The sequence below is a fragment of the Phyllobacterium sp. 22229 genome (assembly GCF_052056495.1).
Classification (GTDB): Bacteria; Pseudomonadota; Alphaproteobacteria; order Rhizobiales; family Rhizobiaceae; genus Phyllobacterium; species Phyllobacterium myrsinacearum.
Window position 1 is genome coordinate 154,510 of record NZ_JBQEPA010000006.1, and the last position, 13,830, is coordinate 168,339.

The window sequence follows — 13,830 nt, forward strand, 5'->3', positions numbered from 1 at the left end:
AATATATCAAGTAGTAAAAATGAGCGGCCCAAGGATGGCCGCCGATCGCTAAACCGGGAATAATTGGGAGGAAGACAATGATCCGCATCACGCGCAGGCAAGCCATTGGCGGCTTGGCCGCTCTGGCAACGCTACCGGCAACACGTCTCTTTGCACAGGGGAAGCTAGCATTGCCGACATCCCCCATTACGCTCAATGTCGCCGATGTCGCCGGCAATCTCGCCTTGACACAGAAGGCCATTGAGAACTATGCGGCTGCCAAGCCCAATCTCGTTTCCAAGATCACCTTCACCAAGGCGCCTGCGCCGGAACTTCCGGGGAAGCTGAAGGCGCAGCAGGCGGCCAACCGGCTTGATATCGACCTGGTCCTGACCGGAACCGATGCCCTGTCCGCGGGCCTGGAGCAGGACCTGTGGGTCAAGCTGCTGCCGGATCATTCCGCGTCGCTGCCCGATCTGAAAGCCATCTACCAGGAGCCGGCGCACCGGATGCTGGCGCTGGGCAAGGATCACGGCGTTGTCGTGACCTATTATCCCTCCGGGCCGCTGCTTGAATATATGCCGGACCGCGTGAAGAAGGTTCCAACGACCGTCGAGGAGCTTCTGGCCTGGGCCAAGGAAAATCCCAACAAGTTCCTCTATGCCCGCCCGGCCAATTCGGGTCCGGGACGGACCTTCCTCATGGGGCTGCCTTATCTGCTTGGCGACAGCGATCCGCACGATCCAGTCAAGGGCTGGGACAAGACCTGGGCGTATCTGAAGGAACTGCACAAATATATCGAGTATTACCCGACCGGCACCGGCGCGCTGATGAAGGAACTCGGCGAAGGCACACGCGACATGACCGTCTCCACCACCGGCTGGGACATCAATCCGCGGGTGCTCGGCGTGGTGCCGAAGGAAGCCGCCGTCGCGCCGCTGAAGGGTTTCCATTGGGTTGCCGATGCGCATTACATGTGCGTGCCGAAGGGCATTGCCGAGGAAAAACTCGCCGTGCTGCTCGACCTCATGAGCTTCCTGCTCACGCCGGAACAGCAGGCCTATACCTATGATCAGGGCTATTTCTATCCCGGCCCCGCGGTCAAGGACGTGCCGCTCTCCATGGCGCCGAAGGAAAGCCAGGATGCCCTGGCCGAATTCGGCCGCAAGGAATATGCCGACTGGATCGCCAACAACCCGATCGAGGTTCCGCTCGATCCGGCCGCCATGGTTGTCGCCTTCCGCCGCTGGGACGAAGAAGTCGCCGGCAAGAAATCCTGATCGATGCATGCAATAGCGCCATCCGGGGCAACCCGGATGGCGCGCAATTATGAGGTATCCCATGCTGCTGGCGTCATCGCCATTCCAGGAAATCCGTCTTGACCGCATGAGCCGCGCCTTTGGTGCGCACAATGCGTTGAAGGACGTGTCGCTTTCCATCCGCAAGGGCGAGTTCATCGCCTTGCTCGGCCCCTCCGGCTGCGGCAAATCCACTGCGCTCAACTGTATTGCCGGCCTGCTCGCCACGACAGGCGGCGGTATTTTCATCGATGACAAGCGCATCGATACGCTCAAGCCCGAGGATCGCGGTTTTGGCATGGTGTTCCAGAATTATGCGCTGTTTCCGCATATGACGGTGCGCCAGAACATCGGCTTCGGCCTGAAGATGCGCAATGTCGCCAAGGCTGAAACCGACAAGCGGGTCGAGGAAGCGCTCAATCTGGTGCGTCTGCAGGGCCAGGGGCATAAATTGCCGGGCCAGCTCTCCGGCGGCCAGCAGCAGCGCGTGGCCATCGCCCGCGCCATCGTCATCGAGCCGCCGCTGGTGCTGATGGATGAGCCTCTCTCCAATCTCGACGCCAAGCTGCGGCTGGAGATGCGCGCCGAAATCCGCCGCATCCACAACCAGCTCGGGGCGACCACGATCTATGTCACCCACGATCAGGACGAGGCGCTGTCGCTGGCCGACCGTATCGTTGTCCTGCGCGATGGCGAAATCCGGCAGGTGGGTGCGCCGAGCGATCTCTATGAGCGTCCGGATCATCTCGATGTCGCCGAGTTCATGGGCTACCGCAACCGGCTGACCGGAAAGGTCGTCTCCGTCGACGGCGCGCGCGTCAGCGTTTCCGTCGGCAATGCCACGCTCAGCGGCACCGCGCGCGACAGTCTGAAAACCGGCGATGCGGCCGTCATTGCCGCGCGCGCCGACGATGTGGAGGCAGGCCAGCGCTCGGAACATACGGTGGAAGCCGTGGTCGAGACCATTGAATATCGCGGCCGCGAATTCGTCGGCACGGCTCGCACCGCCGAAGGGCTGGAACTGGTGTTCCACGCGCCGCAGACAGCGGCGCTCGGCAGTTCCATCTGGCTCGCAATCGATCCGGCGCGCGCGCTGGCCTTCGCGGCGTGAGGCCCGGCATGGCTGTCTCCTCTCCCCCAGTCTATGACCGGTTGTCGCTGCGTCAGCGTCTCGCCCTGCGCGGCATCGACGGCGTGACGATCCTTGTTCTCCCGGCGGTGCTGTTCCTGCTGGCCGTGTTTGTCTATCCCTTCATTTACGGGCTGATCCTGTCCTTCACGCCGAAGGAAGGCGGGATCTTTGCCAACTACCAGAAGTTCTTCTCCGATCCCTTCCTCTACGACACGATCCTGACCACGCTCTGGCTTGCGGTTCCCGTGACGGTCATCAGCATTGCCCTGGCGCTGCCCATTGCCTTCCGCGTGCGCCTGATGACCCGTCAGCGGCTGCTGACAACCATTCTGGTGCTTCCGGTGACGCTTGGCACCGTGCTTGTCGCCGAAGGGCTTCTCAACTATCTGGGGCCGCAGGGCTGGTTCAGCCGGACGCTGATGCTGCTGGGAATGATCGACCGGCCCTTGAAGCTCACCAACAATTACTGGGGTGTGTTTTCCTCGCTGATCATCACCGGCTTTCCCTTCACCTTCCTGTTGACCCTGTCCTATGTCACCGGCATCGATCCGGCGCTGGAACAGGCGGCGGCGACGCACGGCGCAAAGAGCTGGCAGCGCTTCCGTTTTGTCCTGCTGCCGCTGCTCATACCGGGATTGGCCATCGCCTTCTGCCTGTCCTTCGTGCAGGCCTTCGCGGTGTTCCCCTCGGCGGTGCTGCTCGGCGCTCCGGCGGGGCCGACGCGCGTTATCTCCATCGCTGCCTATCAGGCGGCCTTCGAGCAGTATGATTATTCCATGGCATCGGCCATCGCCATGATCATGGCGGCGGTACAGCTGGCCATCGTCGTGGCGATCCTCGCCATTCGCAATCTCTTCTATCGCGGCTCGACCGCCGGCGGAAAGGGCTGACCATGATCCGCGATACAACCATTGGCGCAAAACTCTGGATCACCGCCGTCTGGGTGGTGGTCGGCTTCTTCATCGTCAACCTCCTGGCGATGATCGCAACCGTGATCATCTCCTCCTTCGGAACCCGCTGGCTCGGCACATGGCTGCCGGCGGGCTGGACGACGAAATGGTATTTTACCGCCTGGGCGGAATTCCAGCTCAGCGATGTCCTGATCGTCACGTTCCAGATCGTCTTCACGGTGGTTGCCCTGTCCGGCCTGCTCGGCGTCACGGCGGCCTATGCGCTGGCGCGGCGCGATTTTCCCGGCAAGAAACTCATCATGCTTCTGTTCCTCCTGCCGCTGCTGGTGCCGCCGATCACCTTCGGCATCCCGCTGGCAACGGTTCTCTACCAGGCGGGGGTCGGCGGTACGTTCTGGGGTGTGGTTCTCGCCAATCTGGTGCCGACGGTTCCCTTCGTCATCCTGGTGATGATTCCGTTCATCGAGCAGATCGATCCCAAGGTGGAGGCGGCAGCCCGCGTCTTCGGCGCCGGCACGTTCCGTCTGTTCCTGCACGTGCTCATGCCGATGCTGCTGCCGGGCATTCTCGCCTCGCTCCTGCTGGTCCTCGTGCGCACCGTGGCGATGTTCGAGCTGACCTTCCTCACGGCGGGCCCGACCAGCCAGACGCTGGTGGTCGCGCTGTACTACTCGGTCTTCGCATCCGGAGTGCGCGCCGTGCAGTCCATCGATGCCATGGCGGTCGTCTATATGGTGACGACGCTGGTCTGGCTGCTCATCGCGCTGCGCTTCGTCAATCCGACGCAGATCGTCGCCCGGGCCAAGCAGCAGCAATCGGCCGCCTGATCCCGATCATGCGCTGGATATGAAAACGGGAGCCATCGGCTCCCGTTTTTGCTGATATCGCAGCCCGGAGACTACATGGTGGCGCCGATCTGCCAGGGCACGAATTCCGCGTCGCCATAACCGAGCAGTTCGGATTTGCTGCGCTCGCCCGAGGCCACCCGCAGCACCTGCTCGAAGATTTCGCGGCCCTTGTCTTCGATCGACACGCCATCGAGCACATCGCCGCAATTGATATCCATGTCCTCGATCATCTGGGTATACATGGGGGTGTTGGTGGCAAGCTTGATCGACGGCGTCGGCTTGCAGCCATAGGCCGAACCGCGTCCGGTGGTGAAGCAGAGGATATTGGCGCCGCCCGCCACCTGTCCCGTGGCCGAGACGGGATCGTAGCCAGGTGTGTCCATGAACACGAGGCCGCGCGCCGTCACCGGTTCGGCGTAGCCATAGACCGCTTCCAGCGGCGTGGTGCCCGACTTGGCGACCGCGCCCAGCGATTTTTCCAGGATGGTGGTCAGTCCGCCCGCCTTGTTGCCCGGGGAGGGATTGTTGTTCATCTCCATCCGGTTGCGGGCGGTGTAATCCTCCCACCAGGCAATGATGGATTGCAGCCGCGTCACCGCTTCCGGGTTGGAGGCGCGTTCGATCAAAAGATGCTCGGCTCCGTAAATCTCCGGCGTTTCCGACAGGATGGCGGTGCCGCCCTGCTTGACCAGAAGGTCGACCGCCGCGCCCAGCGCCGGATTGGCGGTGATGCCGGAATAGCCGTCGGATCCGCCGCACTGCAGCGCCAGCATCAGTTCCGATGCCGGAATGGTCACGCGCTTCACATTGGCTGCCGTCGGCAGCATGTCGCGCACGGCGGCAATGCCGGCTTCCATGGTCTTGCGCGTGCCACCCACTTCCTGAATGGTCAGGCTGCGGAACGTATCGCTTTCAACGATGTTGTAGGCTTCCTTCCAGCGGCCGATCTGAAACCCTTCACAGCCAAGGCCGACCATCAGCACCGCGGCGATGTTCGGATTGGTGGCATAGCCCCACTGGGTACGCTTGAGCACCTCGTAGCCTTCACCCTTGACATCGAGCGCGCAGCCGCCGCCATGCACGAGCGGAATGATGCCGTCGATCATCGGGTAATCGTCGAGCAGTCCGGAGCGCTGCACCGCTTCGGCGATGAAGCGGGCAACCGATGCCGAACAATTAACCGAGGTCAGCACGCCGATATAGTTGCGGGTGCCCGCGCGGCCATTGGCCCGGCGGAACCCCTGGAACGTCGCCTGCTGCTCAACCGGCAGGATGGCGCCCGCATGGGTTTCGTGGCTGCTGTCCGGCTGGCGGGCAAAGCTGCTGAAATCGAGGTTGTGTTCGTGCACCCATTCGCCCGGGGCGATGGGTTTGGACGCCGAGCCGATGATCTGGCCGAATTTGCGCACAGGTTCCCCCAGCGCAATGGGCTTTGATGCAAGTTTATGGCCGCGCGGCACGCGGTCCCTGACGGTCACGTCCTCCACATGCTGTCCGGCCTGAAAGGCATCCACCGCCACCACCACATTGTCGGAGGTGTGCAGGCGCAGATGGCGTGGGGATGTGAGCGTGTCCATAAAAGTCTCCTGAGTAGACTGATATATTAATTCGCCGGACAAGAGGTTGCAATGTGTCAAGGTGACCACGCAGCGCCTGATTTTCAGAAGCCGACACCGCCGATCCCGGTCACGCCGCGCAGATAGAGGGCAAGCATGATCAAGGCGAGCGTGACGCCGATGCCGGTCCAGTCGATCTGCTTCGTGCGGATGCTGTTGATGATGCTGTAGATCAGGAACAGGACCAGAATGAGCAGTGCGAGAATGATGATAAGCCGGATCATGCATTGATACTCCGCTGAAGCCTTCGCGGTTGGAGTATCGCATGCCGGAGGCCCGGCGGAAACAGCTTTGCACGCAATGGCGCGTGCGCCTGCAGGCGCCACGATGGCGTCATGCAGGCTGCTGTTGGGTCGTGCAGTGGATGCCGCCACCGCCGGCGGCGATCGCATCGATGTTAAGCTGCACGATCTCGCGCCCCGGCAGGACATCCCGCAGCGCGTCACGGCAGAAATTGTCAGCCTTCTTGTCCCCGAATTCAGGGGCGATGACGGCGCCGTTGCACAGGTAGAAATTGATGTAGCCGGCTGCGAATTCCTTGTTCTCGAACTGCGGCCGCACGCTGCCGGGGCCGGGAATGACAACCACCTGCAATTTCTGCCCGGCGCTGTCGGTCGCTTCCTTGAGCAGTTCAAGATGCCGTTTGGTCACGGCGTGATCATAAGAGGTCGGATCCGTGTCAAGACCGGCAACCACGACACCGGGGCTGACGAAGCGGGCGTAAAAATCCGTATGGCCGTCGGTGATGTCCTTGCCCTTGATACCCGGCAGCCAGATGATCTTCTTCAGCCCGAGAAGACGCCCCAGCTCCTCTTCGCACTGTTCCCTGCTCACGCCGGGATTGCGGTTTTTGTTCAGGACGCAACTCTCGGTGATGATTGCCGTGCCCTTGCCATCGACTTCAATGCCGCCGCCTTCCAGCACCAGTTTGGTGCGCAGTGTCTCCACCTTCGTCTTGCCGGTGACAAATTCCGCAACTTCCGCGTCGCCGCTGTGGTCCTGCTTGCTGCCCCAGCCGTTGAAGTTGAAGTCAACGCCGGCCAGCTGACCGGCGCCGTTCTTGACGAAGACCGGCCCGGTATCGCGCATCCACAGATCATCGATCTCGTGCACGAACAATGTCGCCGCATCGCCGCACAGGCGCTCGGCCGTGTCGCGGTCTTCCGCCCGCACGAGCATATTGACCGGTTCATGCGCGGAGATGGCCTTGGCGATCGCGGCAAGATTGGTCTGCGCGCCGCGCTGGAGCTTCTTGCCCCATACGTCTTCGCTCGGGCCAAACGCCATCCATGTCGCCGTGTGCGGATCGCCCTCGTCGGGCATATGCCACGTGTCATCGGCTGCAAATGCCATGGTTGCGCCTCTGCCGATCATTCCGGTGAATCCGATAGCGACGGCCGCTTTCAATATGCTGCGACGGACTGCCATGTTTATCCCCTTCGGTTCCATTCACACTGTCAAACCGCGTCTATCGGGGCCATGTGTGGCCTTTTGGTGATGCAAATGAGGGCAGATGCCAAAGCATCCTGAACGCGGGTGAATGATAGACAAGAAAAAACCCCGGGGAAACCGGGGCTTTTCTGATCATCCATGGACGTTGGTATACGTCGGACGAATGGGAAATGGTGCCCAGAAGAGGACTCGAACCTCCACGCCTTGCGGCACACGGACCTGAACCGTGCGCGTCTACCAATTCCGCCATCTGGGCAGCGGGGTCTCATGTAAGGGGCGGGCGGAACTCTGTCAATCCATTTGTCGGGTATTTATCGACCTATTCTCATTCCGGTGTCTCAGTTGCGGCAAAGACCCGCAAATAAGGCTGAAAAGACCAGCACAAACAACAAACCCGCGCCGGTGTCCCGGCGCGGGTTCATGCGAATCACAGGCAAACGCCGCCGGATCAGGCGGTCAGGATTTCCTTGGATGCGACTGTCGAATCAGCGTTGAGCGTGTAGATAATCGGCACGCCCGTCGCCAGCTCCTGCGCAATGATCTCTTCGCTGGTCAGGCCTTCCAGCGCCATGATGAGGGCGCGCAGCGAATTGCCGTGCGCCGCCACCAGAACCGTCTCGCCGCGCAGCACGTGTGGCTGCACGTCATGCAGGTAATAGGGCCAGACGCGGGCGCCCGTGTCGCGCAGGCTTTCGCCGCCGGGCGGCGGCACATCGTAGGAGCGGCGCCAGATATGCACCTGGTCCTCGCCCCATTTGGCGCGCGCATCGTCCTTGTTGAGGCCGGAGAGGTCGCCATAGTCGCGTTCGTTCAGCGCCTGGTTGCGGATCGTCTCAAGCCCCGGCTGGCCAACCTCGTCAAGGATGTGCTGCAGGGTCACCTGGGCGCGTGACAGCACCGATGTGTAGGCGATATCGAAATGCAGGCCCTTCGCCTTCAGCCGCTGGCCCGCGGCCTTGGCTTCGCTGTGGCCAAGCTCGGTCAGGCCCGGATCGCGCCAGCCGGTAAACAGATTCTTCAAATTCCATTCGCTCTGGCCATGACGGACAAGGACGAGGGTTCCGGACATTGCAATACTCCTGTTGAACGGGAAAAGTCAGGTGTTGAGGCCAAGCACGTCGAGCATGGAATAGAGGCCCGGCTTGCGGCCCTTGCCCCAGAGCGCTGCCTTGACGGCGCCACGGGCAAAAATCGTGCGGTCTTCCGCATGGTGCGACAGGGTGATCCGCTCGCCCGGTCCGGCCAGGATGACCGAATGATCGCCGACGACGGAACCGCCGCGCAGCGAGGCAAAGCCGATCGTGCCGTCTTCACGCGGGCCGGTATGCCCGTCACGCACGCGCACGCTGTGGTCGGCCAGCGACACATTGCGGCCTGCGACGGCTGCTTCGCCCAAAAGCAATGCCGTGCCGGACGGGGCATCGACCTTGTGCTTGTGGTGCATTTCCAGAATCTCGATGTCGAAATCATCCGCACCCAGCGCCTTGGCAGCCTGCTTGACCAGCACGCCGAGGAGATTGACGCCAAGGCTCATATTGCCCGATTTGATCACGGCCGCATGCCGCGCCGCCGCACGGATCTTGGCATCATCATCAGGCGAACAGCCGGTTGTGCCGATCACGTGGACGATACGCGCCTGGGCGGCGAGTTCGGCAAAGGCGACCGTCGCGGCCGGAGCGGTGAAATCAAGCACGCCCTCAACCCCGACAAAGACCGACAGCGCGTCGTCGGTGACCGGGATGCCGAGATGGCCGACGCCGGCAAGTTCGCCCGCATCGAGGCCGATATGCGGTGAGCCGGGGCGCTCGATCGCGCCGGCAAGCACAGCCCCGTCAATGGCCTGAATCGCGCGGATCAGCGTCTGGCCCATGCGGCCGCCGGCGCCGACAACTGCAAGCTTCATTTCCGGTGTTCCGCTCATTCGGCCGTTCCTGTCACTGGTGTTGGCTGCATGTCACTGTTGTCGTCGATGATGGTCGACTCTTCCTTGCCCTGCAACTGATAGAAGCGCGCATAGATGCCGTTCGGCACATCGAGCAAGGTTTCGTGCACGCCTTCCTCGACGATGCGCCCGGCTTCCATGACGACGATATGGTCGGCATTGACGATGGTCGACAGGCGATGGGCGATGACGATGGTGGTGCGGCCCTGCATCACGTGTTCCAGCGCCTGCTGCACGCGTTTTTCCGATTCATTGTCGAGGGCCGAGGTGGCCTCGTCGAGCAGGAGAATGGACGCATTGCGGACAAGGGCGCGGGCGATGGACAGGCGCTGGCGCTGGCCACCGGAAAGGGTCGCGCCGTTCTCGCCAACCTCGGTACCGTAGCTCTGCGGCTGCAGGCGGATGAACTCGTCGGCATTGGCCAGCTTTGCCGCCTCGATCACCTCTTCATCGGTGGCATCGGGACGGCCATAGCGGATGTTGTCGGCAATGGTGCCTTCGAACAGATAGGGCTGCTGCGAGACATAGGCGATGGACTGGCGCAGGGATTTCTTGCTGACATAGGCAATGTCCTGCCCGTCGATGAGAATGCGGCCGCTGTCGATGTCATAGAAGCGCTGGATGAGGCCGATCAGGGTCGATTTGCCCGCACCGGAAGCGCCGATGATGGCCGTGGTCTTGCCGGCTTCTGCGGTAAAGCTGATGCCGTGCAGCACCGGCACATCATTGCCATAGCTGAAGCGCACATTGTCGAACTGCACTTCGCCCGTCGGGACGGTAATGGGCACCGCGCCAATGCTGTCCGCCTGACGCGGTTCCACATCAAGAATCTCGAAGACCATCCGCGCATTGACCAGCGACTTTTCCAGACCGACCTGAACGCGTGCCAGACGACGGATGGGATCATAAGCAAGAAGCATGGCGGTCATGAAGCTGAACATGGCGCCAGGCGGCTGCTGGTCGTAAACCGCGCGATAACCCGTATAGGCAATCATCGACGCTATCGCGACGCCAGCGATCAGCTCAGTGAATGGTGTTATACGTTCCGAAACGCGAGCGATCTTGTTGGCGCGTTCCTCTACACGTTTTATCAGGTCACTGATCTTGGTTCGAAGCTGATCTTCCATGGTAAAAGCCTTGACGATGGCAATACCCTGTGTGGATTCCTGCATTGCTCCGAGCAGATGCGAATTCAACGTAACAGATTCACGATGAATGCTACGCAGGCGCTTTGACAGATAACGCACCGCCAGGATTACTGGTGGGCCGATCAGCAGGGCCAGAAGCGACAGAAACGGATCAAGATAAATCATGCCCGCTATCAACGACAGAAGCGTGGGAATATCCTTGCCGATTGTGGTAACGACAACATCGAGAAGTTCGCGCACACCAGCCACGTTCTGGTTGATCCGCGCCGCAAGCTGGGCCGAACGGGTATCCGTATAGAAATCGAGGCCAAGTTTCATAAGGTGGTCAAAGATTTTCTGCTGATACCGTGCAACGATATTGTTGCCAATCTTGGCCATGGTGACGGATTGGATATAAGTAGCGACACCGCGAATGATGAAGGCAAAAAGAACACTCAGACTGATCGTTGTGATGAGATCAGCGCGGCGGTCATAATAAATTCCGTTGATGACTTCCTTGAAGATGATGGCAACAAATGCCGTCGTCCCTGCAACAGCCAGCATGGCGGGAATGGCAATGGCGTAGGATGACCGATGCTCGCGTGCGTTTTCATTCCAAACCCTGCGGATAACCCGCATGGCTTCGTTCGGATCGATTTTCTTCTTCTTGGTCTGATCATTCATGACGGACGGCAACTCGTTCGTATCAAGCGTTCAGGCAACGGTTTCGAGTGATCGCGCCCTTCTTCAAGCTGACCCTATAACCTTATTGATCCGCCTTGCCTATCGGTTTTGGCCATCGTCGTGAACGGGACAGGACAGGTGTTGCCCTGGCGTCTCCACGAAAAGTCTAATCCTTGCGCCAGCGGCGGCCTTCGGTTGCCACGCCGAAGCGGGTGGGCGTGCGCGAGAAGGCGGACAGCCCGCTGAGCGCTGCAAGCGGATGCGTGATGATGTAGACCGGCGTCTCGGTCAGGATCTGGCGATGCGGTGCCTTGTCTTCGAAAGCTTCGCGGAAAGACGGGTGTTTCAGCGGTTCCACGATTTTCTGGACGATGCCGCCGGCGAGATAGACACCGCCGCGTGCCATGAAGGTCAGTGCGAAATCCCCGGCAAGACGGCCGAGATAGGTGACGAACAGCGACAGGGTTTCCTTTGCCTCGGCGGATTCGCCGGAAAGGCCTGCCGCGGTGATGTCGGCAGGGCTCTGCAACGTGGCCGGCGTCCCGGCAACCTTGCAGATCGCGCGGTAAATGTTCTGCAGGCCGCGGCCGCACAAAAGCTGTTCGCCTGAGATGCGCCCCTCGATGTGTTCGATGTGCGGGAAGAGCTCGAGATCGCGCGCCGTGCGCGGGCCGATGTCCACATGGCCGCCTTCACCCGGTACGGGAACCCAGCTGTTGCGCGAGCGCACCATGCCGGCAACGCCAAGGCCGGTGCCGGGTCCGAGGACAGCGCGGCTGCCATGCGGGTCCCCGGCGCCGCCGCCCAGTTTTTCCAGGTGTTTGGGCTCCAGCGACACGACGGCCAGCGCCTGCGCTTCGAAATCGTTGAGCACGGTGATGTCGGAAAGGCCGAGGGTTTCCATCATCTGGCGCGGCTTGACCACCCAGGCGCAGTTGGTCAGGTCGATCTCGTCGCCTTCCACCGGCCCGGCAATGGCCAGGACCGCCGAGCGCGGCTGGATCGACGTATGATCGAGGATGGCGTTCTGGATCGCCTCGTCAATGGTTTCAAAGTCCGCCGTCTGGATGATGGGGAACTCTTTCGGTTCCGCATAGGCATCGACAAGAATGGCGAAACGCGCATTGGTGCCACCGATATCTCCAACCAGGATTGGAAATTTCATGATGCAATCGGTGTCTGCAGAAGTAACCATAAATTCCGTCCCCAATCTCAATCGTGCTGCGCCATGCTTAACCGTCAATCGGCGCGCAGCAAACCCTTCTTTTGCACGAGAACCTCGGCGGTTGCCCGGTTCAAGGCCATCGGAATGTCATAGACGATGCCGAGCCGCATCAGCGCCTTCACGTCCACGTCGTGCGGCATGGGCGACAGCGGGTCGACAAAGAAAATCAGGCCGTCGATCAGGCCTTCGGCAATGAGCGCACCGATCTGCTGGTCGCCGCCGAGCGGGCCGCTCTTGACCCGCGTGATCTGCAAGGACGGGCAGGCCTCCATGATCAGTCCGCCGGTGGTTCCGGTGGCGACGATGGAGCAGGGCGCGAGCAGGCTTTCATAGGCGCGCGCGAAAGCCACCATGTCATCCTTTTTCTGGTCATGGGCGATCAGCGCGAGGCGAAAAGGCTGCTGCATCAAGAGGTGCTCTGGTCCTGACCTTAAATCGATTGAAACCCTATACTCAATTCGCGCCCGCCTGAAAAGACTGCAGACAAAAAAGACCTGAACCGGTGCCGCCCCGCCACTGCCGGGCGGTGTGTCCGGATGTCTATTTGGTCTTTGTCCGCTGTTTGGGCAGGGGGACGGCCGGCGGCTGATCCGGCACGACAGCCGGGACATCGCTGCCCGCCGCCGCCTTTGCTCCAAGACCGTAGGTAACCTGATCGGCCGATTGCGGTCCCGGCGCATCCAGGATCTGTGCGCAGGCCTTCGGCAGGTCCGACAGCATCATGATCTTGGGCTTGACCGGCTTCTCCGGCTCGGGCGCCTTGCGCCATGGCTCGTCGGTGAACCACCAGGCCAGGGACTTGTCGCAACCGTCGGATGTCCCGATGGGCTCCTGCGGCTTGCAGTTGGGCGAGCCGGGCTGACATTTGATCCGGACATGGAAGTGATAGAAATGCCCCCAATAGGGGCGGATCTTGGCCATCCAGCTGCGGTCCCCCTGTACGGTCTCGCAGAGTTTTTTCTTGATGCCCGGATGGACGAAGATGCGCTCCACCTCGTCATAGCTCGCGGCCCGCTTCAAAAGCGCCGCATGAGCTGGCGTCCATCTGTTCGGGTCGACATAGAGCGTATCGCCCTTCAGCATGGACCTGGCTTCCACCTTTTCGCGCTGGTCATTGGTGAAGCGGTAATTGGGCATGGGGGTAAGCCAGATATCCGCGTCGAGACCGACCTGGTGCGACGCGTGGCCTGTCAGCATCGGGCCGCCGCGCGGCTGCGAGATGTCGCCGACCAGCAGACCCGGCCAGCCATCCTTGGCGGCGGCGTCCCGCGACAGCCGTTCCAGCAGGGCAATCATCCGCGGATGTCCCCAATTGCGGTTGCGCGACAGGCGCATGACCTGCCATGTCGGGCCGTTGACCGGCAGCGCCACGCCGCCGGCAAGGCAGCCCTTGGCGTAAAATCCTGCCGATTGCGGCGCGCCGAGCGTCGGCAGCTTGACCGCACCGAAGAGCTGCTTGGCCGGACCGTCCTCGGCAAAAACGTTTGTCACTGCGGAAAAAGACAGGAGTGCCGTTAGTGCAAGACGCATCAGGGTTCTTGATTTCATGACCGCTGTCCACCAAACGAGAGGCTATTCCCGCAAATTTGCGGCGGGAATCCGGGCTTTATGATGGC

13 protein-coding genes and 1 tRNA gene are annotated in these 13,830 nt (G+C 61.4%); 4 read left to right on the forward strand and 10 right to left on the reverse strand.

Annotated elements, in window-relative coordinates; translation table 11 throughout:
- The first annotated feature begins 80 nt into the window (after positions 1-80).
- The 4 genes from ACTJJ7_RS09435 to ACTJJ7_RS09450 all read left to right on the forward strand — a co-directional run bounded on the left by ACTJJ7_RS09435 (position 81) and on the right by ACTJJ7_RS09450 (position 4,147).
- On the forward strand, positions 81-1,259 hold the full coding sequence (locus ACTJJ7_RS09435; RefSeq protein WP_440966852.1) for an ABC transporter substrate-binding protein: 1,179 nt from the start codon (positions 81-83) through the stop codon (positions 1,257-1,259).
- A gap of 61 nt (positions 1,260-1,320) precedes the next feature.
- Positions 1,321-2,388, forward strand: coding sequence for an ABC transporter ATP-binding protein (locus tag ACTJJ7_RS09440; protein ID WP_130271424.1), 1,068 nt, complete (start codon positions 1,321-1,323; stop codon positions 2,386-2,388).
- A gap of 8 nt (positions 2,389-2,396) precedes the next feature.
- Positions 2,397-3,299 (forward strand): ABC transporter permease, encoded by a 903-nt coding sequence (locus ACTJJ7_RS09445; protein ID WP_105734074.1) that lies wholly within the window; start codon positions 2,397-2,399, stop codon positions 3,297-3,299.
- A gap of 2 nt (positions 3,300-3,301) precedes the next feature.
- Positions 3,302-4,147, forward strand: coding sequence for an ABC transporter permease (locus tag ACTJJ7_RS09450; protein ID WP_105734073.1), 846 nt, complete (start codon positions 3,302-3,304; stop codon positions 4,145-4,147).
- Positions 4,148-4,218: 71 nt separating this feature from the next.
- On the opposite strand, the gene ACTJJ7_RS09455 is transcribed toward ACTJJ7_RS09450, so the two are convergent.
- From ACTJJ7_RS09455 to mepA, 10 genes are all read right to left on the reverse strand, one after another.
- A complete protein-coding gene (locus tag ACTJJ7_RS09455; protein ID WP_130271426.1) occupies positions 4,219-5,745 on the reverse strand; it encodes a UxaA family hydrolase in 1,527 nt (508 codons plus the stop codon).
- Positions 5,746-5,828: 83 nt separating this feature from the next.
- On the reverse strand, positions 5,829-6,008 hold the full coding sequence (locus ACTJJ7_RS09460; RefSeq protein ID WP_130271428.1) for a hypothetical protein: 180 nt from the start codon (positions 6,006-6,008) through the stop codon (positions 5,829-5,831).
- A gap of 109 nt (positions 6,009-6,117) precedes the next feature.
- Positions 6,118-7,212, reverse strand: a complete 1,095-nt coding sequence (locus ACTJJ7_RS09465; RefSeq protein WP_440966726.1) for an agmatine deiminase family protein — start codon at positions 7,210-7,212, stop codon at positions 6,118-6,120.
- Positions 7,213-7,407: 195 nt separating this feature from the next.
- Positions 7,408-7,492 (reverse strand) — tRNA-Leu (locus ACTJJ7_RS09470).
- Between the two features lie 192 nt (positions 7,493-7,684).
- Positions 7,685-8,305: a 2,3-bisphosphoglycerate-dependent phosphoglycerate mutase gene (locus tag ACTJJ7_RS09475; RefSeq protein ID WP_105734069.1), complete on the reverse strand. Its 621-nt coding sequence runs from the start codon at positions 8,303-8,305 to the stop codon at positions 7,685-7,687.
- A gap of 27 nt (positions 8,306-8,332) precedes the next feature.
- Positions 8,333-9,157, reverse strand: coding sequence for a 4-hydroxy-tetrahydrodipicolinate reductase (gene dapB, locus ACTJJ7_RS09480; RefSeq protein ID WP_105734068.1), 825 nt, complete (start codon positions 9,155-9,157; stop codon positions 8,333-8,335).
- Entirely contained in the window at positions 9,154-10,989 is a 1,836-nt protein-coding gene (locus tag ACTJJ7_RS09485; protein WP_105734067.1) for an ABC transporter ATP-binding protein, read from the reverse strand. The genes dapB and ACTJJ7_RS09485 overlap by 4 nt, the downstream gene beginning before the upstream one ends.
- Positions 10,990-11,155: 166 nt before the next feature.
- Positions 11,156-12,184, reverse strand: a complete 1,029-nt coding sequence (locus tag ACTJJ7_RS09490) for a glucokinase (protein WP_105734066.1) — start codon at positions 12,182-12,184, stop codon at positions 11,156-11,158.
- A 44-nt stretch (positions 12,185-12,228) separates the two neighbouring features.
- Entirely contained in the window at positions 12,229-12,621 is a 393-nt protein-coding gene (locus tag ACTJJ7_RS09495; RefSeq protein ID WP_105734065.1) for a methylglyoxal synthase, read from the reverse strand.
- Positions 12,622-12,754: 133 nt separating this feature from the next.
- Positions 12,755-13,744, reverse strand: a complete 990-nt coding sequence (gene mepA / locus ACTJJ7_RS09500; RefSeq protein ID WP_440966854.1) for a penicillin-insensitive murein endopeptidase — start codon at positions 13,742-13,744, stop codon at positions 12,755-12,757.
- Between the last annotated feature and the right edge of the window lie 86 nt (positions 13,745-13,830).

Excerpts from the sequence above, each read along its gene's own strand:
- ACTJJ7_RS09450 (WP_105734073.1), top strand. The coding sequence starts at position 3,302 with ATGATCCGCGATACAACCATTGGCGCAAAACTCTGGATCACCGCCGTC.
- ACTJJ7_RS09460 (WP_130271428.1), bottom strand. The coding sequence starts at position 6,008 with ATGATCCGGCTTATCATCATTCTCGCACTGCTCATTCTGGTCCTGTTC.
- ACTJJ7_RS09445 (WP_105734074.1), top strand. The coding sequence starts at position 2,397 with ATGGCTGTCTCCTCTCCCCCAGTCTATGACCGGTTGTCGCTGCGTCAG.
- ACTJJ7_RS09465 (WP_440966726.1), bottom strand. The coding sequence starts at position 7,212 with ATGGCAGTCCGTCGCAGCATATTGAAAGCGGCCGTCGCTATCGGATTC.
- mepA (WP_440966854.1), bottom strand. The coding sequence starts at position 13,744 with ATGCGTCTTGCACTAACGGCACTCCTGTCTTTTTCCGCAGTGACAAAC.
- ACTJJ7_RS09495 (WP_105734065.1), bottom strand. The coding sequence starts at position 12,621 with ATGCAGCAGCCTTTTCGCCTCGCGCTGATCGCCCATGACCAGAAAAAG.
- ACTJJ7_RS09490 (WP_105734066.1), bottom strand. The coding sequence starts at position 12,184 with ATGGTTACTTCTGCAGACACCGATTGCATCATGAAATTTCCAATCCTG.
- dapB (WP_105734068.1), bottom strand. The coding sequence starts at position 9,157 with ATGAGCGGAACACCGGAAATGAAGCTTGCAGTTGTCGGCGCCGGCGGC.
- ACTJJ7_RS09485 (WP_105734067.1), bottom strand. The coding sequence starts at position 10,989 with ATGAATGATCAGACCAAGAAGAAGAAAATCGATCCGAACGAAGCCATG.
- ACTJJ7_RS09440 (WP_130271424.1), top strand. The coding sequence starts at position 1,321 with ATGCTGCTGGCGTCATCGCCATTCCAGGAAATCCGTCTTGACCGCATG.
- ACTJJ7_RS09455 (WP_130271426.1), bottom strand. The coding sequence starts at position 5,745 with ATGGACACGCTCACATCCCCACGCCATCTGCGCCTGCACACCTCCGAC.
- ACTJJ7_RS09475 (WP_105734069.1), bottom strand. The coding sequence starts at position 8,305 with ATGTCCGGAACCCTCGTCCTTGTCCGTCATGGCCAGAGCGAATGGAAT.